The 26,362-nt window shown below is 66.2% G+C and carries 17 protein-coding genes; 4 read left to right on the top strand and 13 right to left on the bottom strand.

Going from position 1 to position 26,362, the window contains the following annotated elements:
* The first annotated feature begins 246 nt into the window (after positions 1–246).
* On the top strand, positions 247–1,743 hold the full coding sequence (locus GXW71_RS08940) for a hypothetical protein (RefSeq protein ID WP_211852139.1): 1,497 nt from the start codon (positions 247–249) through the stop codon (positions 1,741–1,743).
* A gap of 124 nt (positions 1,744–1,867) precedes the next feature.
* On the opposite strand, the gene GXW71_RS08935 is transcribed toward GXW71_RS08940, so the two are convergent.
* Positions 1,868–2,221 (bottom strand): response regulator, encoded by a 354-nt coding sequence (locus GXW71_RS08935; RefSeq protein ID WP_211852138.1) that lies wholly within the window; start codon positions 2,219–2,221, stop codon positions 1,868–1,870.
* 134 nt (positions 2,222–2,355) lie between these two features.
* On the bottom strand, positions 2,356–4,299 hold the full coding sequence (locus tag GXW71_RS08930) for a PAS domain S-box protein (protein WP_211852137.1): 1,944 nt from the start codon (positions 4,297–4,299) through the stop codon (positions 2,356–2,358).
* Between the two features lie 610 nt (positions 4,300–4,909).
* Here GXW71_RS08930 and GXW71_RS08925 point away from each other — a divergent pair.
* Complete coding sequence (locus GXW71_RS08925) at positions 4,910–5,425, top strand: response regulator (RefSeq protein ID WP_211852136.1); 516 nt, start codon at positions 4,910–4,912, stop codon at positions 5,423–5,425.
* A gap of 1,972 nt (positions 5,426–7,397) precedes the next feature.
* Positions 7,398–8,963: a hypothetical protein gene (locus GXW71_RS08920; RefSeq protein ID WP_211852135.1), complete on the top strand. Its 1,566-nt coding sequence runs from the start codon at positions 7,398–7,400 to the stop codon at positions 8,961–8,963.
* On the opposite strand, the gene GXW71_RS08915 is transcribed toward GXW71_RS08920, so the two are convergent.
* The 3 genes from GXW71_RS08915 to GXW71_RS08905 all read right to left on the bottom strand — a co-directional run bounded on the left by GXW71_RS08915 (position 8,960) and on the right by GXW71_RS08905 (position 14,797).
* Positions 8,960–9,982: a glycoside hydrolase family 1 protein gene (locus tag GXW71_RS08915; protein ID WP_211852134.1), complete on the bottom strand. Its 1,023-nt coding sequence runs from the start codon at positions 9,980–9,982 to the stop codon at positions 8,960–8,962. The genes GXW71_RS08920 and GXW71_RS08915 overlap by 4 nt on opposite strands.
* 79 nt (positions 9,983–10,061) lie before the next feature.
* Positions 10,062–12,341 carry a UDP-galactopyranose mutase gene (gene glf / locus GXW71_RS08910; protein WP_211852133.1) on the bottom strand — a complete coding sequence of 760 codons (2,280 nt, stop codon included), beginning with the start codon at positions 12,339–12,341 and terminating at the stop codon, positions 10,062–10,064.
* A 608-nt stretch (positions 12,342–12,949) separates the two neighbouring features.
* Complete coding sequence (locus GXW71_RS08905) at positions 12,950–14,797, bottom strand: ABC transporter ATP-binding protein (RefSeq protein WP_211852132.1); 1,848 nt, start codon at positions 14,795–14,797, stop codon at positions 12,950–12,952.
* Between the two features lie 470 nt (positions 14,798–15,267).
* Between GXW71_RS08905 and GXW71_RS08900 the strand changes: the two genes are divergently transcribed.
* Complete coding sequence (locus GXW71_RS08900; RefSeq protein ID WP_211852131.1) at positions 15,268–15,636, top strand: SPW repeat domain-containing protein; 369 nt, start codon at positions 15,268–15,270, stop codon at positions 15,634–15,636.
* A 329-nt stretch (positions 15,637–15,965) separates the two neighbouring features.
* Here the strand turns inward: GXW71_RS08900 and GXW71_RS08895 are convergent, their stop codons facing one another.
* The 8 genes from GXW71_RS08895 to GXW71_RS08860 all read right to left on the bottom strand — a co-directional run bounded on the left by GXW71_RS08895 (position 15,966) and on the right by GXW71_RS08860 (position 25,605).
* Entirely contained in the window at positions 15,966–16,202 is a 237-nt protein-coding gene (locus GXW71_RS08895) for a hypothetical protein (protein WP_211852130.1), read from the bottom strand.
* A gap of 85 nt (positions 16,203–16,287) precedes the next feature.
* Complete coding sequence (locus tag GXW71_RS08890) at positions 16,288–17,169, bottom strand: cyanophycinase (RefSeq protein ID WP_211852129.1); 882 nt, start codon at positions 17,167–17,169, stop codon at positions 16,288–16,290.
* On the bottom strand, positions 17,166–18,032 hold the full coding sequence (locus tag GXW71_RS08885; protein ID WP_211852128.1) for an isoaspartyl peptidase/L-asparaginase family protein: 867 nt from the start codon (positions 18,030–18,032) through the stop codon (positions 17,166–17,168). The genes GXW71_RS08890 and GXW71_RS08885 overlap by 4 nt, the downstream gene beginning before the upstream one ends.
* 2 nt (positions 18,033–18,034) lie before the next feature.
* On the bottom strand, positions 18,035–20,359 hold the full coding sequence (gene cphA, locus GXW71_RS08880) for a cyanophycin synthetase (RefSeq protein WP_211852127.1): 2,325 nt from the start codon (positions 20,357–20,359) through the stop codon (positions 18,035–18,037).
* Positions 20,360–20,958: 599 nt separating this feature from the next.
* Positions 20,959–22,359, bottom strand: a complete 1,401-nt coding sequence (locus GXW71_RS08875) for a cytochrome P450 (protein WP_211852126.1) — start codon at positions 22,357–22,359, stop codon at positions 20,959–20,961.
* A 495-nt stretch (positions 22,360–22,854) separates the two neighbouring features.
* Positions 22,855–23,412, bottom strand: a complete 558-nt coding sequence (locus GXW71_RS08870; protein WP_211852125.1) for a hypothetical protein — start codon at positions 23,410–23,412, stop codon at positions 22,855–22,857.
* Positions 23,413–23,550: 138 nt separating this feature from the next.
* On the bottom strand, positions 23,551–24,588 hold the full coding sequence (locus GXW71_RS08865) for an alpha/beta fold hydrolase (protein WP_211852124.1): 1,038 nt from the start codon (positions 24,586–24,588) through the stop codon (positions 23,551–23,553).
* Between the two features lie 51 nt (positions 24,589–24,639).
* Positions 24,640–25,605, bottom strand: coding sequence for a manganese catalase family protein (locus GXW71_RS08860; RefSeq protein WP_367617270.1), 966 nt, complete (start codon positions 25,603–25,605; stop codon positions 24,640–24,642).
* Positions 25,606–26,362: the final 757 nt, after the last annotated feature.

The raw sequence follows: 26,362 nt of genomic DNA, 5'->3' as shown, positions 1-26,362 counted from the left end.
GCCGGATGACGGGCGAGGCTGACGGCAACCGCGCAGATGCCTGCCGTGGCCTGCTTGCCTGAGCCGCAGGCCGAGCGCCCTGCCGAGCGATCGCTCGGCCACGCGCCGACGGGAGCTGAACTTCGGCTCTCGACGGGCGTTTCTCTGCCGTCCCGTACGCTGGGCCAAGCCATGCATTCAACGCGCCGAGCCATCCTCGCAGCCAATGCCGCCGCCCTTGTCGTACCCCGGCCAGGAAGGTCACAGGTGCCAGCGCTGCCGAGGCAGACCCCGCCAGGTCTGATCTCCATCGATCCCGCGCCGCTCCATCTAATTTCTCCCCACCTATCGATGCAGTTCATGGAAGCGCTGGGCGCGACTGATAGCGCCGTCGCGGCGGCCTGGGATGATGACGCCGACACTTGGCGCCAGGATTTCGTGGAGATTGTCGGTGATCTCGCGCCCGGTGCCATCCGGTGGGGTGGGCTGATGAGCCGCTACTACCGCTGGCGCGAAGGGATTGGCCCGCTGCACGCGCGGCAGCCCATGCGAAACTACCAGTGGGGCGGTTGGGAAACCAATCGCGTGGGCACTGCCGAGCTTGTCGCCCTCTGCCGGCAGGTGAGAGCCGACCCGATCTTCACGGTCAATTTCCTCTCGGACGGGCATGTTCGCTTCCGACACACGAGCACCGGTGATCGCACCGCCGACGCGGGTGAAGCGGCTGATTGGGTCTCATATTGCAACGATCCGGATAACCGCGCGCGACGTGCGCACGGGCAGCAAGCCCCGTTCGACGTGAAGCTGTGGCAGCTTGGAAATGAGACGTCGTATGGCGAGAACGGATTCTCGAAGTCGGAGGCGATCGGCCACACCGCTGCGTTCGCACGGGCCATGCGGGTGCGTGACCCCTCCATCAAAGTGATCGCTTGGGGCGATCGCGGCCGTGCCGCGGACCCCTCTCTCTGGGCCAGGGACATGCTGCGGCAGGCGGGCGAGCATCTGGACTACCTCGCGATTCATATGATGCAGCAACTCCCGACACGATCCGACTCAGTGCTCCACGGGCGCCGCTACCAAGACGCGCCGGGCCAAGCATGGTCGGAGCTCATGGACATCGCGGCTGGCACGGAGGAGCGGCTTGCTGAGGTGGAGAGCGTGATCGCCGCGGAAAGCCCCGCCACGGCGATTGCGGTCACTGAGGGGCATCTAAGCCTGACGCCGCACAATGCGAACCCGATCCTGGAGGAATGGCTCAGCGGGGCTTACCACGCCCGCATGCTCAACATCTACCAGAGGCATGGTCGCACAGTGCGCATCGCGACCGCCGCAGACTTCATGGGCACGCGGTGGAGCGTCGTCGCCGTGCGGCTGCCAGTTCCTGGAGGTCGGAGCTATCTCATGCCCGTCGGATCGGTGATGCGCCTGTTTCAACGGCACAACGGCGAGCGCGCGGTATCCGTGACCACCGCACCATCTGATCTGGACATCGCCGCCAGTCGCAGTGGCGACACGATCTTCCTGCATGTCGCAAATCTCAGCGACGCCAATGCCATCCGCGGAACGATCGCGGTAGACGGACGGCGTGTCGCCGGCGGTCGCGTTCTGGAGATCGCCCCGGATCGTTTGCGGCAGGCGGTCACCCCCGAGGAGCCGGACGTCTTTGCGCCGGTGGAGAAATCGCTGTCGATTGTCCCATCGCCGCAGTGGCTATTTCCGGCGGCGTCGGTCAGCGCTATTGAGCTGCATCTCCAGGCCGCCTGATCCCGCGGGCCGAACCCCCGTGGCAGCTGAGCGTCCAGCCCTGACCCGACGAGAGCGCTGGTCGCGCCACCAGAAAGCCGGTGACCACCGAAACCGACCGACTGCACCGCCGAAAACCAAAGCCTCAACCGAACAACGCGCGCGCGACCCGCCGCACGTCGACGGGCTTCTCGCAGGCGGGCAGGCCGTCGTAGCGGGCCGGCAGAGCGTTCACGTCGTACCCCGTAGCGAAGACGACCGGCACACCACGCTTTACCAGCGCATCGGCAACCGGATAAGCCATTTCGCCGCGCAGGTTGATGTCGATCACTGCGCCATCGAGGCGCTCAGCCTTCTCCACGAGCTCCAGAGCACCCTGCACCGTCGCAACGGGCCCGACGACCTCTGCACCCGCCGCTCTGAACAGGCCGACCATCTCCTGCGCGATCAGATATTCGTCTTCGACGATGAGCACATGCCGCCCCGCGAGTTCGACCACCGGCTGCAACTCATCCCTCGATGCCCCCGAAAGTGACCGTACCGGTCGGGCGGCATCGGGAGCATTGCTCTCCGCCGCAGATCCCGCTCCGCGCTGGCCATGGTTGTGGCGCCACGTCCATTCCATGTTTCACCTCAAGCCGCTTCCTGCTCTTCGCGGCGGCCCAGGGGCAGGACAATCGTGCAACGCAATTGATGCTCGCTTAGCTCGAAGCTGGTTTGCGCATGCAAGGTGTATGGCAAGGCGTGCTCGATCAGCTCGCGCCCGTAGCCCATGCGTGCACGCCCGTCCGCCACGCCGCGGCCATCGATTCCGGTCTCCATCCACTCGAATGCTAGCCTGGGACTGTCCTGCCCTTGGTCCGTCGTGCTCCAGGCCACTCGGAGCCGCCCCTCCGCAGTTGCCAGCGCGCCGTATTTGCGCGCGTTCGTCGCAAGCTCGTGCACGGCGAGTGCAAGCGTCTGCACCAATGAGCTGCGGAGCGGGACATCCGGACCGCTCACGGCAACCGTGCCCGGCGCGTCGTCCGCGCCCAGTGCCTCCAGTTCCATCCTGACCAGAGCGCCAATGGTGATCGGCTCCCCCGCTGCCCGTGACAGCAAGCTCTGGACCCGGGAGAGTGCCGTAAGCCGAGCGGACAGGCGCTCCCGGAACAGGATTGGTGCCGAAGTCTCTGCCATCGTGTCGTTTGCAATGGAGCGAACCACGGCGAGGAGATTACGGGTGCGGTGCTGCAGCTCCGCCACCAGGATCTTCTGCCGTTCTTCCCATTCACGTCGCTCGGTCACGTCAGACATGGCACCGACCATGCGAGTGGGCGCGCCACCCTCGTCGTAGAAGAAGCGCCCGCGCGCGGTCAGCCAGCGGACGCTTCCGTCAGGGTGAAGCGCGCGGTACTCATTTGCATACTCTTGCCCTCGAGTCCGCGCCTCCCTGAGCCTCCTCTCCGTCTCCTTACGGTCCGCGGGATGAACGCGAGAGATCCAGGCGCCGTAGCTCGGCGTTACCTCTCCGACGTCGTAGCCGTGCATCCGGTAATACTCATCAGACCAGACTGTCTCCCCGGTGCACAGATCCCAGTCCCAGGTCGCAAGCTGGCCGACTTTCAATGCGCTCCGTAGCCCCTCTTCGCTCGCCCGCACGGCTCGCTCCGCTTCCCTCTGGGCGGTCACGTCCTGGCCGATTTTGAAGAAGCCGATGAGCTTTCCCATGCTGTCTCGAAGGGCGCGCGTCGAACCGTCAATGAACACGCGCGAGCCGTCCTTTCGGATGTGCCAGCGCACGTCCGGCGCGCACCCATTCTCCCGCGCCTCGGCCAGCTCCTGCGCTGGTGCGCCGTCCGCGCGATCCTCGGGCGTAAACGTAATCGCTGCATTGGCTCCGACCGCTTCCGCAGCCGACCACCCGAACACCGCCTCGGCTCCGGCAGGCCAGGTCCGGATAACCCCGCATTCATCGATGACGAAGATCGCATAGTCTCGGGCGCTTTCGAGGATCAGGCGGTGCAATTCCTCACTCTCACGCAAGGCAGCCTCTGCCCTTGCCCGTTCGACGACGGCCCAGGTCCGTTCAGCGACCTCTTCAGCGAGGGCAATCTCCCTCGCGGTCCACATGCGCGGCTGCGCCGATTGCAGATAAAGAATGGCGCATAGCCGACTATCTTTCGTGAGCGGCACGGCGAGAAGTGCCTGGGTGCCGACGCTGGCCCAAGCGTCGGCGCAGCTGCCCTCGATTATTCGGGCGTCGCTCCTACAGTCGTTGACGATGATGGTTTCGCCGGAACGGAGCGCATCGATCAGCCCCCTGCCGAACGTCTCCAATAGGCGTCTCTCCCCAGCCCAGGGCGCCAAGCGTCGCACGGACCAGTCGCTTTCCACCGACATCACCTCGCCGGCCGTGTCCACTGCGCCGTATCCGACGCGGTCGAGACGGAGCGCCTGGCAAAGCAGCTTGGCCGCCGCCGATTGAATGGCCGACGGGTCTCCCAGCGACCGAAGAGCGTCACTAAGCCTCAGCAGAAAGGCCTCCCGCTGCTTCGCGTCCCGGAGAACTCGTCCAGTGCTCCTGAACTCCGTCACATCACCTGCACTCCGTCAGATCATGAGTCATCGCGACGTGGCCGGGAATGGAACCCGCATTCTGGACCGGCACCGCGACGGGCCTGAGAGTCCGGCGCTGACCCCGAGGCCCGCCCCCCAGGCGGTGCAGCCGCCATAACGTACTGGATCCAATTCGGATTGATCACAAATGCGGGCAATCTTTCGCGCTTGCCGGTCCATCGCGGCTCCACGATGCGGTTACTCTGCTGCAGATTGCGCGCCGCCTGCTGGCCTCGCGCAGTGCCTTCGCAACACCGCGCTCAAGCTCGTCACTTATTCTTGATCTGCAGTGGCCGGACTGTCGTGCGGTCGCACCGTGCGGAAGAACGACACACGCTTGGCGCTTCTGCAGCGGAGGATCGAGGCCAGACACTGCTGCGCGGGAATGCAGCATCGGCATCAGCTTGAGCTTGGCCGCAGCTCCGCTCTAGCTGCGCCGCGAAGCGTGCAGGGCGCCCGGTCTGAAACGGCGCAATAACTATAGTTGGCAACAAGCCTGGACTGAGAAAGCAGGATCATTTGAAATATGAAGCGTCCTGAGGGAACTGAGGGGCGTGTGACGCCGCGGTCGCGCCGTGGGTTCGCAGCGATGTCACCGGACGAGCACCGCGCGCTCTCCGCTCGCGGCGGCCGCAATGTCGAAGCCGGGCAGCGCGCTTTTGCGCGCAATCGCGACCTCGCCATGACCGCCGGCCGGAAAGGCGGTGCACGAGGGTACGAGTCGCGCGACGATCCCAGGCCGGAACCAGAGACGCCGTTCCGCATTGCCGGAAAGCGTGTGCTTGTTGCGGAGGATGACTATCTCATCGCGAAGGATGTCGCGGCGACACTCACCGAGGCCGGCGCCACGATTGTCGGCCCGGCGGCCACGGTCGAGGCCGCAGTTCAGCTGCTCGAGACGGAGAAGGTCGACGGGGCCGTGTTGGATATCAACCTCGAAGATGAGCATGTCTATCGCCTTGCGGACGAGCTGACGGCGCGGAAGGTGCCGTACATATTCATCACAGGGTATTCGCGTGCGACGATCCCTCTCCGGTACGCGTCCGTGCCGCTCTTTGAGAAGCCGTTGGTGCTGAGGCAAATAGCGGGAAGGTTGGTATTATAGTGCCAGTTCACCGGTCCGCTGCGGCTGGCGCTGCGTCCGCATAGCCATCCCCGTGTTCGGTTGCTCGATTGCTCTGCATGGACCCGTTGGATCGCTGCCGGCTGTGGCTGCCGCCGAGATCTTGCGGATACTCGGGCCTGCGTGCCTCGACAACCGTTCAGCGCCCGTCCGGCAAAGTCACGCATGATGACCATGACGAACAGCGGCGGGCGTTCGCCAATCCGATAACGAACTCTGCCCTCAGGTTCTTGCAGCGGTCTGACCAGCAGCGCCGGCCTGAGTGATTTCGATCCGGCCGAGCGACGCAACCGCCCACCATCCCAGCAAGAGACCGTGCTTGATGCCTTCGACAATCGAAGATGCTGGGTAATGGGGCATTGAGCGGATCACGTCGGACAGAAGATACCGAGTGCCCGGTTCAGCCCCCAATTCCATCAGCCCTCGTAAGACGTGAGATGCTTTCGTCGAGGAGGTACCAACGAGTTCCGAGGGTGTGGGGCAACGATTCGGCATCTCCCTTCGTACCAGCATCCCACGAGGCCGGCAGGAAAATGCCAAGGTCAAGTTGATCACATGTACACATCATCCCGACTTCTGAGATGCCGGTCCCAGGCGCTCATTTGAAGAGCGACGGATCTGCAGGGATTGGCCCTCACCAGGAGACCAAGACGCTCCCGAACAGCCTCGCATCAATGAAGGGCCGCTGCGTAGCGTCTCGCGCATGCGGCGAGCTTCGCACCGTGGCCCTTGCTGCCGCGTCTGACGTGACGTCAAGACTCCTGACAGCGCAGCGACGGGCCGGCGAAATGGCATGGGTGGCGATCCGAGGCCGAGGCGGCCGACAGGCGCTAGCGCGAGCGTTCTCCCGCAGCCCGGCAGCCCACGTCGACAGCTCTGCGCACTGGAGCCTCAGTGATCCTGACCGCGGCTGGGTTGCAATGCCCGGCGCGCTCTACCGTCGGGGCCGGACCGGCCACCTCACCGTTCGTGGTGTGGCCGCGGCTTCAGCGATCCTGCTGATAGCCCGGATGATGCGTGTTCTGGGCCACTCCGCCCTGTTGGCCCTGCTTGGTTGGATCGATGTTTCGGGATTCCGCCGTGGCCTTTGCCCGCTTTGGGTTCAGGCTCTCCTTGGGCGAGGCACCGACGCCATGCTGCGAGGGTTCTGTGCCGGCACAGGCGGAAGGTGAGCTTTCGACATCGGTATTCCCTTCTCATTGTCAGAAGCACGTCCAACGCAGCGCTCGGGTTTCAGGCGAAGGACCGTGCACCCAAACTTGCGTGTCCAGCTCGAGCATCCAACCCCGGCAGTGGCCCGGCTGAGTGTCGCGGTGGTTCCCTACCCGCACCGGGAGGGCAGGCCGCCGCGAGGCGCTCCAGGGTGGCATTTGCAAAAGCAACACGAGATCGGGTGCGAGTGTCTGCGCGACGTATCGCGGCCGCCTGCCTCCCAGCGGAAAAGGCAGGCATCCGCGGTCGCCCGCCTCACAGGTGCTCTCCAGGATCCGCAACCGCACACCCCTGGGCCGGGGAGCCGCTGCTCACGACGCGGCCCTTGGAAGGTCGGCTGCGGAGGCCGCGCGCACTCCCTGATCGAATCGCGGAAGCACCCGCTGCAGAGCGAAGTGCCTGCAGCGGGTGCCCGTCCGAGGAGACCACTCAACGCCCGCTGCAAATGCGGCGGTCCATGTCTAACGCGGAAAGCATCGGGCAGTTCATGCTTGGGCCGGCAGATTCCGGCGAAAACAAAAACATGGCGGTGAGAGGCTTGAGCGCGAGGTGTGGCAGCCCCTCGGCGGGCAGTGCGCGCCTGGGCCCATCTAGACGCGGAGGCTGCCACGCTCGCGACGACGCCGTCGAGCGCCGGCATGCCAATCACAGTTGGCCAGTGGTGCCCAACTGCGCCGCCGCGCTGAGGTCCCCTTCTGATATCACCTCCTGGGCCGCCGTCCACGCCCGCCGACGAGATCCCATGCCGCCTCCGCCCCACCTTCGCTTCGATCTGGACACCCGGTGGGGCGCCACCCCAGTGGATTCACTCGCGGCCGCGGTCTCGCTCTACCTTGCTGCGCCCGGCGTTCTCTTCGTGACATCCTGGTTCCAGCCTTGGGTCAGCGCGACCGCTGGCCTGAGCGGCGTGCTGGCGCTCGCCTGCGCGCCGGGATGGCGGTGCCAATGGCCATTGGGCAAGCGGATCACGTTGCTCTGCGCCGCGGCTGGGCTCGTCTGGGCGGCCGCCACGGGCTGTCATCATCTCGTCTACAGCACGGCAGACTGGCAAATCAGAGATGCCGTGCTCCGCGACCTGTCGCTGGGGCCCTGGCCTGTGGCCTACGCAGAAGTGGCGGGCGGGCCGCATTGGCTCCTCCGCGCGCCAGTCGGGTACTATCTTCCCGCCGGTCTCGTCGGCCAGGTCTTCGGGGTCCCGGTCGCACAGGTGGCGCTCTGGCTGTGGTCTGCCGCCGGCTTCGCTCTCACTCTGATGCTTCTCGCCGCACTTGCGGCGGCCTTGGCTTTGCCACGGCCCGGCCGCAGCTTCGCTGTGCTCGCCAGCGTCTTCATGCTTTTCGGCGGCCTCGATGTCGTGCCCAACCTCTGGCTGGACAGCCGGGCTGGCGCGGGCCTGCTTGCCAGTTGGGGGCGCGGCGGGGAGTGGTGGGCCCGCCTATTCCAATACACCGGCCATGTCACAGCAACCCTCTGGGTGCCTAATCATGCATTGCCGGCTTGGCTGCTCGCGCTTCTGCTGCTGCGACATGAACGCGATCCAGGATTTCAGCGCGGCCTGGTAGTGGCGTTCGCGGGCGCCGCCTTCTGGAGCCCGCTCGCGGCGACCGCTGCAGCCGTCCTAGCGGCGGCGGCGCTGCTACGCGCCGGCAGATCAGCCCTTCTGCGAGGCTGCACAGCGCCAGCCAACCTGTTGGCCGCGATCTTCGCAGTGCCAATCTGCCTCTACCTCGTCGCCGGCACCGGTGGCGTGCCGCACTACCCTCTCCTGTCCCGCGACGACACCGGCGAAGCCTTCGGCAGGTGGGCCCTGTTCCTCACCGTCGAGGTTCTATGTTGGGCGGCGCTCGCATCGGTGTTGCTGAGGAGCTGGCTCCTTGCCGCCTCGGTGGTGATGCTTTGCCTCCTGCCGGCATACGTCTTCGGCCCCGGGAACGAGATGACGTCGCGCGGCGGCCTGTCGCCGGTCGCCATTCTCGCCGCCGCGTCGGGCGCCGCGCTGCGCGTGCCCATCACCCGACCGGCGGCGCGCATCGCTCGCTACGGGCTGCTAGCCTGTATGGCGATCATGGCTGCTGGATCCTCGATGGAGGCAAGCCCGCTCATCACCAAGCCGGCCTGGTCAGCCAGCCCGCATTGCTCGCTGATCGAAGCGGCGCGTCAGTCTGTATTCCAAGCGACGACCGATTGGGCACATTACCTCGTGCCATGGCCCGACGATCCGCTCGCCGCTTGGATGCGTGTCCCGCAGCCGCGCCTGATCCCAGGACCGATCGAGACGCCGCCCTGCTGGCCCACCGGGGGCCCCTAGGTTCGCCCCGCGGACACGCGAAGAAGCGACGACAGTGCACGGATGGCGTCCCGCTGGCCGGGCCGGACGAAGCGCGTCTCGCCATCCCGGCCGATGAGGCCACAGGGGCAATGGCGTTCGTTGTCCCACCCCGCGTAATCCATCACCGGGTAGATGCAGACGCCCTCCAAAAATATGTCCGCTCGCTGCGCCGCCTTTAGCTCCTCCGTAACATACGCCAACCAGGCGTCGCCGTCCGGCTCCTCGGCACCGGTTTCCGCCAGCGCCAGCGGGACCGGAAAGCGCTTCAACACGTCGCCCAGCAATAAGCTCAGCCTGCGATAGTTGACGTCGTCCGCGGCAATTCGTGGGCCTCCGAGCACCCACTGATTGTGGGGGTAGTGATTGAGCCCAAGCATGTCGACCGCAGATGGATCCGCGTCGAGTATGGCTGCAACCGAATCCAGGGCGGCCGCGCGGTATCTGCTAGCGTCGCGAACAGCCCGCTCGCTCTCGTCCTGCGGCGCGATCCAGATGAGCGGCTCGCACAGAACGATCGGCGCGCGCACCCCAGCGTCTCGCAACGCGTCCACGGCGGTGAGATGGCCGCGAACGAGCTGTGCCTTTAACATGTCACCTTGGCCGACCAGAAACGGCGCGAACCTGCCTGTCTCCCCACCGGCCCAAGCCCAGAAGGCGATCTCGTTGACCGGCACCAGACCGGCGGCAGGCGCTCCCTCCTGCTCCAGCATGCGAGCACAGGCGACCGCGAAGTCTGCAAGCCGACGCGGCCAGTCGCGATCCATGACATCCAATCCCTCGGGCAGCCCCCAGTGGCAGATGTCCCAGATCACTTCGACGCCGGCCTCGAGTGCTCCCTGGACCTGGCCTCGGGCCGAGCTCCAGTCATAGAGACCGGCGCCGCGCTCAATCAGGTGCCACCGAAATGCCTCGCGCGCGGTCTCAACGCCACAGCGCTTGAGGATTTCATGGTCCTGAAACGCCCAGCGGTCGTGGGCCGTCCCCGCGATGCTATCCACCCGACGACGGTCGAAGCGATGGTGGCTGGCCCCCTCGAAGCCCCCCCACGCGAAGCTGCGAAATCGCGGTTGCCGCACCTTACTGCGCAGCCACCGCGACGGCCTCGGTTCGCGGGGCCAGGAGCTTTCGCGCCGTCGCAAGTGCCTGCCCGACCACCTGATCCATGTTCATGTAGCGGTAGGTGCCGAGCCGGCCGAGGAACGTGACGCCCGTCTCCGCATCCGCAAGCGCCTCGTAGCGCCGGAAGAGCTCGCGATTGGCAGCACTGGGCACGGGGTAGTAGGGATCCCCATCAGCGCGTGATCGCTCCCGGCAGATGCTCGTCCATCGATGTTGCTGTCCCGTGAGGTGCTTGAACTCGGTGCAGCGCGTGTACGGCGTGTCCTCGACGGGATAATTGATGGTGGCGACCGGCTGGTGGAACTCCACCGGCAACGTCTCATGCTCGAAAACCAACGAGCGGTAGGGCAGCGGACCAAAGCGTCTGCCGAAGTAGTCATCAACCGGACCAGTGTAGACCATGTGAGCGTACCGGCCTTTCGGCAGGTCATTGTGCTGCGTGCCGAGAAGCACCGTGATGTTGTCGTGGTCCAGCATGTTCTCGAACAGCCGGGTGTACCCGTGGCGCGGCATACACTGGTGCCGGTCGAGAAAGTAGCGATCATCGTCGCTGGTCCGGGTCGGCACCCGTGCAGTGACGGAGCGGTCGAGCTGCGAAGGGTCGACCCCCCACTGCTTTCTCGTGTAACCGCGGAAAAACATCTCGTAGAGCCTGCGTCCGACCGACGTGACCACAAAGTCCTCGGCCGAGACGACGCGGTCGACCGGTTCCGCCAAGGTCTTCAGGAACGCTTCCGCTTCGGCCTCCGATCGAAGGTCCACCCCGTACACCCGGCGCAGCGTGGTCCGATTGATGGGCATGGGTACCAGCCCGGCCGTCACCTGCGCCAGGACGCGATGCTCGTAAGGGCGCCACGCCGTGAAGCGAGAGAGGTAGCCGAGCACCTCGTCGCTATTGGTATGGAAAATGTGCGGCCCGTAGCGGTGAATGAGAATACCGGCCGCATCGTGCTCATCGAAGGCATTGCCGCCAATGTGGCTGCGGCGGTCTACGATCAGCACCTTCCGACCGGCCGAGGCAAGCCGTTCCGCGACAACCGCGCCTGCAAATCCGGCGCCGACGACCAAGCAATCGGCCATTGCGACAGGCGTCGTCATCGCGACGGGAGCTTGCAAGGCCCGGCGCTCGACCCGTCCGAGCAGCTCTCGCATGCTGCGCTGGATTCCGTCCCAGGACATCGCCGCAAGCATTGCGTCGACGGCTTCGAAATCAGCCATTTCCTGCCGCCCGATGGCGCGTTCGATCGCTGCGACGAAGCTCTGAGGGTCAGCGCCGATGCCGACGGCGTCCAGACCGGCGAAGCGCTTCAGCACGTCGCAAATCGGGGTGGAGACAACCCTGCACCCACCGGCCAGATACTCCGGCGCCTTCGTCGGACTGATGAACCGCGTCGCCTCGTTCATCGCGAACGGCATCAGCGCCACGTCCCAGTGCGCAAGATAGGCCGGAAGATCGCGATAATCTCGGCCGCCGAGCCAATGAATATTCGGCGCTTGCGGCATCTCGTCCGGCCGCAGCTTCGCGACGGGGCCGAGCATCACCAGTTGCCAGCTCGGTCGTAGCCGCGCGATTTCCGACAGCAATCCCATATCCAGGCGCTCATCGATGACGCCAAAATACCCAATCCGGGGTCGACCGATCGCGCGCTGATCAGCCGGCTCCGGCAGCCCGCTACGCGCAGCCGCGAAATGCGGAAGATCGACTCCACTCGGGAAGCAGTGGATGTTGGGATGCCGGCTTTTCCTGGCCTCGAATAGGCTCACTCCGCCAGTAAAGACGACATCGGCCACTCGCATCAGCCGGCGCTCCTGGACCTTCAGCGCCTCTGGGGCGAAGCGGAAAGCCGACAGCTCGTCCATGCAATCAAAGGCAATCGCGCTCCAGGGAACATGATCCGAGAAGGCAAGTGCCATGGGAGTGTAATACCACGCCGTCGCCGGCGCCCGGCCCTCCAGGAAGCCGTCCAGCAGTTTTCGCACCGCTTCGATCGCCGAGGGGTCGCGCAATATCGGCGTCAGCACGCGGACGTTGGTGCGCTGGCAGATGTGGATGCGGAGGGCGTCAGTCTCGCCCTGAAGCGGCTCTTCAAAGAACGAGACATCGCGCTGCTGCGCAAAGCGGGACATCAGTTGCTGAGGCCGCTGGAAGACGGAATCCCAGCGAAGATGAGAGAAGCAGATCAGAGGATTGTTCTGGGCTGCATGCGCAGCCGCGCGGCCTTCGCCGGCAGTGTCCATGGCGCTATCGTCCTTGCTTCGAGAGGAGGGGTGCGGGAACTACGCGCGCCGTCGGCGGCCCTGGGCACCCTGCACCGCCTCCGCCCGGACGCTGGCCCTCCCCCGGGCGGCAGCGACGCATTCGATCGAGCAACCTGAGCCGCGGACGTCCATGCGCATCGCTTCCGGACTCCGTGTAATTTGGATGACCATATTGGCTGTCCCGTCTGAAGAGCTGGGGCGCCATAGCTGACAGCACCTCAGAGCGCGGGAACCCGCGGCTGAGTTGATAAAGCCGATCCCAGGCCGTCGGTTGTTCTAGGCTGAAGCTACGCCGCGGAAGGTGCTCGAACATGAGCGTTGGGTCCTTGAACCGGGGCACCATCGACGTCGACCGCGAGCGATGCGGAACGCGGTGGCCAACGCGCCGCGCCCGCGCAGTCGCCGCACTTCCGGAGACAGGCTTACCGCTGCGTCGAGCGATTACACCGCGGTGCGCGCCGCCGGTGCCGCCGGCGCAGCCAGGCTGTCGGCACCGGGCGCGGTCCGAGGGCGCGCCCCGTGCCACGGTACGAGGGCGTGCGTGCGCTGCAGCTGGTCGAGGCCCAATAGAGATTCAGGTTAGAAGGTCAGAGGCCGTGGAGTTCGGGCCGCGATTCCTGGAATGCCGGTGCGCCGTTCCCCAGGGCGCCAGACTGCAACCGCCAAATCCTACGGAAATGACCGGCCTGTTGCAGCAGATCGGCAGGCCGGCCGTCTTCGACGACAGTTCCGTTCTGCATGACAAGCACACGGTCGAAGGCCAGAATGGACGATATTCGGTGCGCGACGGCGATCACCGTATGCCCACCCATCAGGTCCACGACAGCCTTCTGGAGCAGAATTTCCGACTCCGAGTCGAGTGCGGACGTGGCTTCGTCAAAGATGACGATTGGCGCCATCTTCAGGAACGCGCGCGCGAGCCCAATGCGCTGACGCTGTCCGCCCGACAGCTTGGCACCGCGCTCACCCACGACTGTGTGGTAGCCATAGGGCAATCCCTGGACAAAGCCGTCGCACAGGGCCGCGCGCGCCGCGGCGAAGATCTCCTCATCGGTCGCGCTCGGGCGCGCGATCCGGATGTTCTCCATCACGCTCCGATGAAACAGGCTGACCTCCTGCGGCACGACTGCGAGCGCGTCTCGCAGACTGTCCTGCGTGACGCTGCGCACAGACCGGCCGCCGACAAGGACCTCTCCTTCCTGCGCGTCGTATAGCCGTTGGATGAGGCTTATGAGCGTCGACTTACCCGCCCCAGAGGGACCCACGATCCCGACCTTCTGTCCGCTCGGGATGCAGAGCTTCAGATTGCGGATCGCGTCCTCGCCAGCCGCCCTGTAGCCAAAGCTGACATCCCGGAATTCGATGCTGCCGCCGCCGCGCTGCAGTCTGCAGGATCCCAACCCGTCCGTGAGGAGCGGCGGGCTGCCGATCAGCGAGAGGGTCTCCTCGATGAACCCGAACTGCTGTCCAATATCCACGAGGGACAGCACGAGATCGCGTACCCCATGCAGGATCCGGAATGTCAGCGCACTCACGATAACGACGTCACCGCTGGTGATGCCACGCTCTTGCCAGCGGTAGACGGCCCAGCAAAGTATGGTGGTCGCAACAACCCAGAGCACGACGTCGAAGAGCAGGCGGATCCTCTCAATGTACATCCAGCTCCGACGCTGGATCGCGGCTTCCTTTCTGAACTTCTCCACCAGCCTTTCGCCCTCAGGCACCCGTGCGGAGAACGCCTTTATGGCCCACATGTTGGAGATGACATCCGTCAGCTCTCCGGCCGTCTCTCCCGCTTCCGCGGCATAGGCTTTGTGCAGCGGCTTACCCTTCTTGCCCAGCAGCAAAAGCCCCACTGCGATTGCAGGAACAGCCGTCCCAAGCACCAGAGCCATACGCCAGTCGATCATGCTGAACACGACCATCGCCCCCGCGAAGTCGACGCAGGGCGGCGCGATCCGCCAGGTCACGGTATTCGCAAGCGCACCGAAGTTGCCGGCCGTCGCAGTGATGCGCTGGCCCAGGGAGCCAGCGCGATTCTCGAGGAAGTAGGAAATCGGGTGGCCACCCAGGTGGGAGAACAAGTCGGCCCGCATCTCCACACCGGCACCAAGGGTGGCTTTGCAGCCGATCCAGCCGCTCACGCGCCATAGCAGGCTTTCCGCCGCGATCAGCCCGATAAAAGCGGTCAAGGCAGCCCAAACCGCACTATGCGTGTGAGGCGCCTCGCCGGCCATCGCATCGATAAGAAGCTTCATCTCGAACTGGACTGCCACGGCGCAGGAGGCAGCGAGGAGTATGGCGGCGGCCAGCGCGGCGAAGTGCGCCCGCCACCGAGAAATGTAGTGCCAGATGAATTGTGTAGGACTCCCGAGATGATCGCGTGCGCCCTCCGCATCCCCGGGCGGTCCGGGGCGGCACGCCCGTTCATCCATGACGGCTCTCCATGCGCCTCTCCCGTTGATGCTGCTCGTTGAGTGGCAGTCGCACCCCGACGAACATCACGGCGATCGCTCCTGTCCGCGAGGATCAATCCGCGTCCCGCCATGCCGTTGCCCGCCTTCGGGCACGAACTGCGGCGGTGTATTGGCGGCGGTCACGCGCGGCTTGCGATGGCCGGCCTGGTCAGGCCGGGGCCATCTGACACCGTGCCGCGCGCTTTCCACAGCCGGCCGACTCGCTCCAGCTTGTCACGTTGATCTCAGGGGTGAGGACCGCCCCCATCCGGCAACAGCGATCCGCCTGCCGCATTGCTCCTGCGGGCGCGGCGGAGCTCTTGCAGCAGCCTTCCGCAGAGTGGCGTCGCAGAACGGACCATGCTTTCGCCCAACCCGCATGTCGCCTGTGAACGCGGTCATCTCTCCAGGCAGGCATTCGCCTGCTGCTGGTGCATTTGGAGGACTTCATGAAAGTATTCTCGACGCGCACGCATGCCGTGATCGACTACCTAACGGCCCTGCTGCTCATCGTCGCGCCCTATGTCCTGGGCTTCGCGGATGCCACCGCGGCACAGTGGGTTCCGCAGATCGTCGGGGCCGCGATACTGGCCTCATCATTGATGACCGATTATGAGCTGGGCGTAGCTCGGGTGATCCCGATGCCCGCCCACATCGGGCTCGACATGATCCTGGGCGCGCTGTTGGCAGCGTCGCCATGGCTCTTCGGCTTCGCCGACCGCGTCTTCTGGCCGCACCTAATTGTCGGGCTTTTGGACATCGCGATCGCCATGACGACGCGATCGTCTCAGGACCTCGCGGCTGTACGCTCTCGCTGACCGGCCACGAGAGCGGAGCGGCCAGCCCTGCTCCCTCGGGAATGCGGGGGCGCTGCGCGTGCGGGCCGCGGCTGGTAGCCACGCCCCGAAACGGGGCGGGCCGCCGCAAGTGGCCTTCGCGGCCGGCTCCCGGCTCGGGCGAATTCGCCCCATCCTCCCGGCGCGGCCGGGTCAGCCTCGCAAGAACGATTTTGCCTATGCCCCACGGCGCCGAGCGGTATGCGCTCAACTGCGAGATACCGCCGAGGCAGACGGGACCTATCCGGTCCGTGACGCGCCCCTGCTTCAAAGAGAGCAGCCGCGCATGGCGGGCATGGAAGCCGGCAGCGTCACAGGCGCCGGCAACGCCCCAACAGGATTCGCGCATTGCGGCCGCAGCGGAGCTGCGGTTGCAGGCTCGCCCGCCGTCGCGGGGCTGCCCGAGTTCCGCCCGGCTCGCGGATCTCCAACTCGGCGAGAAGTGTCCAGACCCGGTGCGGGTCCAAGGGCACCTCCGGGTCGTTCAGCAGACCATTGAGTTCCGCCAGCTTTGTCTGTTGCTCTCTATGCGTGAGCATCGTGCGCATTGGTCTACCCTCCTAACGTTCTCCCCGTACACTGTGGGTCGCTCGGCCCAATTCACCGACGTTCTGTTGCTCCACCGCGTGGAGGCTAGAGCTCCGCCGCGTCTTGATGCCGGGCCCGGTCCGCTGCCGTCTCTTCGGCTGGCCGCTCTGCCCCAACATCTCCTGACGCTGCCGGTCGGCGCTCCAGCAAGTCGAAGCCATCGCCGTCACCAAGGACGTGAAGCCGGACGTGATGGATCGAGAGGGCGCGATGCGGCTCCGCTTCGGCGATATTCGAGTGAGTCACGCCACCCCCATCGACGACATAGACGCCACCGCTGCCAATGACGGAGAAGCGATCCGTTCGGAGGACAATCGCAGTATCTTCGTCGATGCCAATGCCGAGCTCGCGCGGGTTCTGCGCAACAGCTCCGAGCAGGCGGCCGATGCGCCCACGCTCCGCAAAGTGCTGATCGATGATGACGTCGCGCACGAAGCCAAGTCCGGGAGCAAGATGCAAGTCACCGATCCGGTGCGTCTCTCGGCTGCTGCCCCTGACCAGCATTGTGTCGCTCATGGCCGACGCGCCCGCCGAGGTCCCGGCGATTACCCCGCCGGCCTCATGAATCGCACGGACGCGTTGTTCCACCGGCGTGTCGCCCAACTGGCTGCTGATCCGAAGCTGGTCGCCGCCGGAGAAGAAAACGCCGCCCGCGCCATCGAAGAGGCGAAGCTTCTCCTCGTCGTGGGTTTCGGACCGTTCCTCGACATAGAGTTCGACCAGGTCGGTCACCCCTATGGCCGTGAACGCCTCACGGTAGGCTGCAAAATACCCGTCTGGCTGGTGCGAGGCGACCGTCGCGATGACGAGCCGTCCGCCCCGCAAATGTCGGGCCACCTCGTGCAGGATAACTCGGTCGCCCTCCTTGTCCTCATGGCCGCCGATGATCACCAGTGGGCCGGTGCCCACACGCCTTCTGTCGGTCATGGCCCGGCTTCCTCCTGCTTGTGCAGGTAGATCCGAGGGCGGCCATCTCTGCTGGTCGCCATGGCAACCGCAAAATGCGCTGTATTGTGCGCCCAGCCAATCCGCCCGGCACGATCGATCGCAACGCCGCCGGCCTCATAGCCAAGGCGCTGGACTCGAGCCATGGCGTCGTCCATCGCGCGCTGCGGCGATTCCACGAGGAGTTCCATTGCGTGCGCGGCCAACAGCGCCCGCGCGATCCCCTCCCCATCCCCGGAGAAGCAGACCGCCCCTCGCTCGTTGTCGGCGTACAGCCCGCAACCGGGCAGGGGCGAGTCCCCAACCCGACCCGGAAGGCAGCCCTCGATTCCGCCCGTGGAGGTACCCGCCGCAACATCGCCGCGCGCGTCGAGTGCGACGCAACCCACAGTGTCGCAGCCGCCGGCATTCAACTCCGCTCCCGCGTTGAAGTCGGCAAGCTCGACGCCATGCGCCAGAGCAAACCGACGCGCGCCATCCGCCACAAGCAGTGTCGGACGTTCACGCAGCATCATCCGTGCCACGGTGATCGGATGGCGCACATCACGAATGGCCGCAACCCCGCCCAGATCGAGCCTGCCGCCTTCCATCAGTGCTGCATCCATCTCGACGTCGCCGTCGGCATTTCGGGATGAGCCACGTCCGGCATTGAAGGTGCCGTCATCCTCGAGCCTTCGGATCGCCACTTCGACGGCGCTGACGGCGCTGCCCCCATACCGGAGAACGTGAAGGCCTGCCTTGAGCGCCTGGAGACACCCCATCCGGTTGGCCTGCTCCTTATCACGGGCGATCCGCTTCGCTCCCCCGTGCAGCGCAATGGTCCAGCCCTCGGTTTGGCCATGCATGGTCAGACCACCTCGGCGGCTTGGCGCGGAAGCTCGGACGGCAGCGGCGGCGTGAAGGCCAGCACGCGCGACCAGACGGCCTCCACCGAGGTCGGCGTCAGAACCACCAAATCACCCGGATGTGCCATCCCCAGACAGAGATCGACAGCCTCGATCTCGTCGGGCACCTGGTGGAGCCGCTCGGGTGGAAAGTCCACGGCGGCGACCCCTTCCGCGATCAGCCGCATCACTTCGCCTGGAGCGCGTCCACGACCGTCCGGGCGTTCGCGCAGCACCACGACGTCGAAGACGCGGCCGGCAATTCGTCCGAGTTCCCGCATGTCGTCGTCCCTGCGGTCCCCCGGCGTGCTCACCATCCCGATCACGCGGCCCTCCCTCGGCCGCAGCTTGGTGACGAGGTCGCAAAGCGCCCGCAGGCCGGCGGGGTTGTGTGCATAGTCCATGATCACCCGGAAGCCATGGCCGTCGTGCACGTTCAAGCGACCTGGCGACTGCTCGAAGGAGGAGAAGCGCTGCAGGGCGCCGCGGATCACCGGCGGCGGAATACCCTGCGCGTAGCACATCGCAACAGCCGCGAGCGCGTTCTGGATGTTGAATGCGGCCAAGCCTCCAAGCGTCGCCGGAATCTCCGCCACACCCATCAGGGGCAGTCGCCGCCCGTTGTCATAAAGAACAACTTCGTTGCCGATGCTCGCTGGCTCCTGCACCACGGCGAGCCCCCCGGCCGAGACATGCTGGCGGACGACATCCGACAGGCTGTCCTGCATCGAGAACCAGGCGATGCGGCCGCCAGCGTGACGCGCCATCGCCAGCGTCAACGGATCATCGGCATTCAGCACGCTACAACCCTCACGGCGCACCGACTCAACCACGACCGATTTCACCGCTGCCAGGTCCTCCAACGTCTCGACCTCCTTGAGCCCGAGATGATCTGCCTGGACATTCAGAACGGCGCCTACATCGCAAAGTTCGAATCCCAGCCCCTCACGAAGGATCCCACCTCGCGCCGTCTCCAGCACCGCGGCTTCGACCGTCGGATCTCTCAGCACCATGCGCGCGCTGCGGGGACCACTGCAGTCACCCTCCATGATCCGATCATCGTTGATCCAGATGCCGCTGGTGCTGGTCATGCCGACGGTGTAGCCGCAATGCCGCAGGATATGGCCGACCGTCCGCGTCGTGGTCGACTTGCCGTTGGTGCCGGTGATTGCCAGGATCGGAATGCGGCCGGTCGCACCGTCAGGAAACAGCGTCTCGATCGCCGGCCGGGCGATATCGCGTGCCCAACCCTCGAACGGCTCCAGATGCATGCGAAAGCCCGGCGCCGCATTCACCTCGATGATCCCGCCACCGGTCTCCCGGACGGACCGCCCGATATCGGGTGCGATGAAGTCTATGCCCGCGACGTCGAGCCCGATGATGAGGGCTGCACGCCGGGCGATGGCAGCGTTTTCCGGGTGAATATGATCCGTACGGTCGATCGCGGTGCCGCCCGTGGAGAGATTGGCGGCATACCGCAGCCGGACCCAGCAACCGTCCTCGGGCACGCTCTCCAGCGTGAGCCCGGATTGTGCCAGTATCGCGCGCAGCTGGCCGTCAACCTCGATCCGCGTCATGGTCCTTTCATGTCCACTGCCGCGCCGAGGATCGCGGTTCTCCCGCTCGATGAGTTCAGCGATGCTCGCGGAGCCGTCACCGACGACATGAGCAGGCACGCGCTGAGCGACGGCGCGGACCTCACCGCCGATGACCAGGATGCGGTGGTCCTCGCCAACGAACTGCTGCTCGACGATCACGCGACGACTGCGCTCGGCAGCGTGGTCGAAGCCGGCGCGCACTGCTTCCGGTGTTCGGAGGTCGAGGCTGACGCCGCGTCCGTGGTTGCCGTCGAGCGGCTTGGTGACAACGGGGTAGCCGAGCCTCTCCGCCGCGCCGGTAGCGTCCTCGACCGATCGCACGACCTCGCCCCGCGGCACCGGCAGGCCCGAATCCGCCAGGAGCGTCTTGGTGAGGTCCTTATCACCGGCAATCTCGACCGCAATGGATGATGTCCGCCCGGTGATGCTCGCGCGTAAGCGCTGCTGGCGCTTGCCGTGTCCGAGCTGCAGCAGGCTGAAGTCATCAAGACGCATCACCGGGATCCCGCGACGCTCCGCCTCCTGCGCCAAGGACCCCGTCGTGGGACCCAGGGCGGAGCGTTCCACCACGCGCCGCACTGCGTCGACCGCCGCTCCGCCGTTAGGCACGTCCGGCAAACGCGCGCCGCCATGGACGAGGTGCAGCCCGCGCACGCCTCGAAGCTCCGACGGCAGCAGCGCGTTGATCAACTCAAGGGCCAGCCGGCCCGCTGAAGAGGTGCGGACCGCGGTAAACCCAGGCGGCGGTGACTTCCATCGGGCCGACGAGCGGTCCGGCGGCGGACGAGGCATTGTTCATCGCCGTGCTCCAGACAGCTTCTGCTCCGGTGAGCCGGAGCGTCCGGCCACGACCGGATGCTGCTCACCACTCTGGCGCGCGATTGTCCGACCCAGCATCGCTCTTCCCTCCTCGCCACCCGGCCAAGGCATTCCGGCCTAGTCCCCGCGCCCAGCACGTGAAGGAAGCTGGGCGGTGTGATTGCCGCGTCGCTTCGGCTTCGGCGTCTCACCGGATCGTCCGGGCGCACCCCGCTCGCCGCCACCGGGCATCTCGTGCGCCGCTGCCGCCCCGCCGCGTTGACCAGCCCCGGCTGCCTGATCGTTGCATCGCCCCATCCCGTCAGCTGAGGCAGGCCTGAAAGGTCTCTTCTGCATCGTCCGAAATTCCCCGTCCGGTGAAGGCGCGAACTTTGGCCCGCTCCGCCCCGCGTTGCCGCGTCCTCCGGGCGTCCGGGCGCGCAAGGCCAGGTTGACGGAGGCGCCGCTCCGAGCTGCGGTCATCGCGTCCATCAGCCAAGCCCCAAGCGCACTCGGAAGTGGTCCAGCGTTCCCGGAAGCCGCCCACTGCTAACGAGATCGACGGGCTGGTGCACCGCCACTCGGTAGCGACGCACGATGGCTGCCAGGAACGAGGCGGCAAGCAGCGGAACGAGGTTGTGCGCCGGGCAAATCCCTGGGCCGCCACTGAATGGGATGAAGGGAGTGGCGTGCGCCGGATCGAGCCCGAGCCAGGTGATCGGACGGAAGCGGTGCGCGTCGGGGTAACGCTGCTCCTCGCGCTGGAAGTAGGGCACGAAAATGAGGATGCCGGACCCGCTCGGCAGCGTGCCGTTGCTCCACGCGGTCTCCTGGGTGGTCTGACGCAGGATCACCGGCGTCGTCGGATAGAGGCGCAGCGTCTCGAGGATGCAGGCGCGGAGATAGGGCAGGTCGCTCCCGGGGTTGTCGATGACGCTGACCTCCGCCTGCGCCTTCTCGGCTTCCGCCGGATGCGCAGCGAGCAGCGTGAGCGCGCGCATCGCCGTAATGCCGGCTGGTTCCATCGCAAACAGCCAGTGGGTGACCTGATCCGCAATCGCGGCCGCGGCGCCGGGTCGCATGGTGGCGATGAGCCCGGCGAGGCTGCCTGGCTCTCCGCGAGCGAGATGCGTGCTCAACCGGGCCTGAAGTGCCTCCAGAGCACCCCGCCGCTTTGGCACCATAAAGGCCCAGTTGGCTCGGCCGCGCAGTCGCGCCAGCAGGTCCGTCAGTGCGCGGTCGTCGCGCGCCCCGTCGCCGAGGATGATGCGGCGTGCCATGCGGGACCAGGCTTCGATGAAGTTGGCCCAGGTGAGCTCGGGTGCCGGGCCGATGTCGTGTAGCAGCGCCTCCACCTCCTGCTCCGCGCAGGCGCGGAATCCGTCTGCGAGGCGGTGCATTGGCCGCGCGCTGTCCAGCACCTGATCGTTGAAGGCGCGGCGCTCGGCCCGTTCCGGCCCGGCCGAGATCAGTGAGACATGCGGTTCGAAATGCGCGAGTGCCGCGCGCTTCTCGCTGCTTGCCGGCGAGAAGGGATCGGGCGTCTGGTTCAGCACCCGCTGCACGTCCGAGGAGGCGAGCAACAGCGCCTGCGGACGGATGGGGTTGCGGATCAGCACCGGCCCGTCTCCGTAGGCCTCCCGCAGCGCCTGCATACGGGCAACCGCAGCGTTGTCGAGGTCGAGCCCGGCGGACACACGCACCATGCTTCGACGGCGGATGAGGATGCCTTTGTTCCAGGTCGGCAGCGCGACCTTCAGCCAAAAGCCGAACGAGTCCCGGAGGGTCATGGCAGGCACCGTGGCACGCGCGTTCGACAATCCCTGAAGCCCGTGGCCGCGAGCGGTTCCCCACATACCAGTCCTCCCCGCCGCCTCAGTGGGTGCGGCCATGAGCCGGTCGCCCCTCGACTTCCCAGGAACGTCCACCTGCACGGCTCATGGCAGGATTAACTATCCCGAAACGGGGAAGTTCGAGCCCGCACACGCCCAGGACGAGCACACTGCTCGGCGCAGCTTGAGCGTTCACAAGGCGCCGGGTCGGCGGCTGGCGGAGTGGTGCATGCGTGAGAGAGAGTGCCGCCTGCGCTCCGCTTTAGCGCTTGCGGCACAGCCGAATGCCGGTGAGGCGCTGGAGTCGGCGCTGGGACCCCAGTTGGACCGCCCTGAGCCAGGCGATGCGGTCGCCGCGGGACGAGCAGCGGACAGCTTCCGGTCCAACTCCCACACGAGAGCGGCGACGCGGGTCGCGCCGGTGCGGGAGTGAGGCGTAGGCGCGCTCACGCGGGCAATAGCTTGGGCCGCGGCAACGCAGCGGAAGCACCCGCGCCGCGGGTGCCTCCCTGGGCTGTCACTGGCGAACTGGGCGCACCAAAGCCGGAGCGTGCGTCACTCGTCCGGAGCCATTTGCATCCGCGTGAGCTCGTTCTCCGCTCCCCGGGCCGCAGCTGCGGTTCGTGGCAGGTAGGGCAGCGATGAAAGGCGCCGTAGAGTGGCCTCGCCACCACCGACGAAAATCGGAGCAGACAGCGCGCCTGCGGCGCCGCCCGTGTCGCCTCTCAGCATACCATCGCGCGCCACGAACAAGGCGCCTATCACGGGCTGCGGCGGCGCATCCTGCGCAATGCCAGCTGCCGCGCGCCACTCGGATCGCGCCTGCAGAAAGCCTTGGGCAATGATCGGGGAGAACTCCCGCCACCGCTGATTGCTGGTGAGATCGACTGCAAGATACTCCGCCTGCGCAATCGCGAGCGCCGAGTCCACCGGCCTCTGCGCCAGGTTGGCCGGGGTCGCGAAAGCGTAGGAAGTATTCAGGATGGCATAGCGGCCGGAGTCTCCAAGTCCCTGGACGGCGGCCTCCGGCAGAGTGGCATTCTCCGACGGCAAAGTTGCGCATGCAGCGACCAGCGACATCACCAGAACGGGCAGTACGATGCGAGCCTTCATTGATAATCTCCATAGCGACAATGTAGAGCGCGTCGGGTTCGAGGTCATATCCAATGCTACAAGGCCCCCCATGTGGCTGAGCTGTCACCGACGCTCGACAGGCCCATAGCCGCGGGAGCGCCGCGTCTACCGCTGCCGTCAGGAGGAGTCGTCATTGGCCGCGGTCGACGGGAGGGCCGACACCGGCATCTCCCACGCGGCGTCCGCGATCACAGTGACGGCGGCGACCACATCCTCTGGGACCATGTGGTGGACCATGTGTCCGCTCCAATCCACGATCCACAACTCGCTTCGTCGCAACTGCTCGTGCAACGCTCGGGACTGGCGGTCGATATCCACGATGCGGTCGCCGGCGGCTGCCATGACAATCGCCGGCACCGACAGCGCTGGATAACGCTTCGCGAGAGCGGCGGCGCTCGGCACCATCAGCGCGGTATCCTCCCCCATGGCGCGGAGCTGCGAGGGCCGGAGCGCCATCTCCAGAGAGAATTGCTCCCGGAACTCGGCAGTGACCGGCTGCGGGGCGAACAGCTTTCGGACGAACCACGGCCCGAGCAGCCGGCCGAGCAAGGGCGAGACAGTATAGCGGAGCAGATCTCCCAGCACCGGCAGCCCGGTGCCCGACAGCAAGGCGACATCCATGCGGGCAGTGGGCGCGTAGTAGCCGGCCAGCAACACCAGGCCACTGGTGTCGAGCGGGTCCGCCAATGCCAGTTCGAGGGCGACCATGGCCCCCCATGAGTGACCAAGGATGATCGGCCGGCGAACGCCGAGCTGACGAAGCGCTTCCCGGATCACCGCCGCCTGCTCGCTGGCCGTCCAGACCCGATCACGCGGCCGCTCGCTATAGCCGAAGCCGGGCCGGTCGAAGGCGATCACGCGATGGCGTGCGGCCAGCCTCTGGAATACGCCGGAGATCGCGAAGTCCTCCGCCATTGCCCCGTTACCGTGCAGGAGAACCACCGGCTTGCCTTCGCCCTGCTCGAGGTAATGGAGCCGCACACCATCCGCCTCGACGAAGCGCCCCCTCGGCGGGTGGCCATCCTCCGTGCAACGCGCGAGAAGGTAGTTGGTAACGGCAGCGGCCCCGAGCAGCAGAGCCGCGACCGGAAGCGCCGCAAGGCGGCCACGCGCCGACGAGGCCGGCAGACGGGTGGCGCGATCATGGGACTGCATTCAGAACTCCAAACCGAGAGAGGGGCGCCCCCCTCCGCCCCTCCATGGACTTCAGACCTGGGCCGAGATTTGCTCGATCTGCGCGCCCGAATTCGGCTGCGCGGGACCGAGCATAGGCTCCTGACCGAGCGGCGCATTCTGCCGCATCGAGAAGCTGCCGTTCCCGTCGAGCGACGGGCCGCTGGTGAAGCGTCCGGCCGGCGGCGGCTCACCGCCGCGTTCGCTGCCCAGGAAGACGTAGCTGAACTCCTGCTTCTCCTGCGCCTGGTCGAAGCTGTTCGGGATCGGCAGCGCGGCGGCGCCGCCAAGCTCCTCGATCGCGGCGAGCCATTGCTGCTGATGCATGGTGTCGCGCGCGATCAGGAATGACAGCATGTCCTTCATCCCGGGGTCTTTCGCCGCGTGGAACAGTCGAACGGCCAGGACGCGACCGGTCGCCTCTGCCGTGACGTTGGCATACATGTCGGCGGCGAGGTTGCCGCTGGCATAGACGTGCGAGCAATCGAAGGGCAGCCCGTCCGAATTTGCCGGCAGCGCCGCCAGGCCTGTCGAGAGAATATGCCGCTGCAACATACCCTCGACGACGTGCCGGGGGCGCTCTCCGCCGAGCACGGCGTTGACGATCGGATGGGCCTCAGCCGCGCTCTCCTGCAGGGTGAGCGGTGCGTTCTCCAGGTTCATCGCAACCGCGGTCGCGAGCATCTCGATATGCCCGATCTCTTCCGTCGCGGTATGCAGCAACATATCGCGGTACTTCGGGCTCGGACCGCGTGCCCCCCAGGCCTGGAAGAAGTATTGCAGGCAGACCCGGATCTCACCCTCCACCCCGCCTATCGCTTGCTGAAGTTGGCGCGCGAAAAGCGGATCGGGCGTCTCGACGCGCACCGGATACTGCAACCGCTTGTCATGGAAATACATGTGGACCTCCCGCATAGGCGCAGGACCGCGCCGCGCGTTGAACCTCGTCACGAGCGGGCAGGTTGCCGAGACTGCACGCACGCCAGCGTGCAGGGACACCGCTCAAGCCACGGCCGGCTGCGCCCCGAACAGCTATCGGCAGAACAAGAAAATTCGCGGCAATACGTCGATTTGCTGCGCAGACGTGGCTGCGGGTGAGACCCGCCCTGCTCGCCGCCTATCGCAGCGGAGCCGGTTCACCCAAGCTCACACGCTTAAGGTCGTCACGCAGTCCTCAAAACCTGAAGCGAATACTGGCGGCGCGCAGCAGACGGATTTCGGCAGAGGCGGATGCAAGAGACCTGCCCGCGAGAGCCTCGGTACTGAGCCACGCCCTTGCTCTTGGGAGCCAATGGAGAGTCGTGGAACCGGCACTGGGCACCGGTCCGGCCGCGGCGGGAAGGAGGGCTCATCGCCAGCTCCATCATCGCAGCATCCAGCTCACCGGCGACCAGCAGCAGCCGCACCGCCAGACCCTGCTGTCGGAGCTTGCCGACCCGCCCGCAAGCTGGTGTCGGCGCCATTCAGCCCCGCAATCGCGCGACCGCGAGGCACAGCAATTCCGGTGACAGGCAGACGCTCGCGCGCATCGGCGCGTGTAGCGGAGCGCGTTGCACTCGGGCAACGCGTCCGAGCGCCACACCGCCGGCACAGACGCGATCTCAACCCTGAGATGCCGTAGCGCTGGATGCGGTGCTCGCCACGAAGCGGGACACCGCGACCACCTTATCGGTTATGGGCAGGTTGTGCCGCTGTCACCTCGATGCGGCGCATCTTGGCGTCCAGTGCTGGAGCCGCGGCGAGACCAGCATGCGGA

Origin of the sequence: Plastoroseomonas hellenica, from assembly GCF_018129085.1 — a bacterium.
Classification (GTDB): domain Bacteria; phylum Pseudomonadota; class Alphaproteobacteria; order Acetobacterales; family Acetobacteraceae; genus Plastoroseomonas; species Plastoroseomonas hellenica.
The sequence above is the reverse complement of the archived record's forward strand: the minus strand, read 5'-3'. Positions and strand labels throughout refer to the sequence as shown.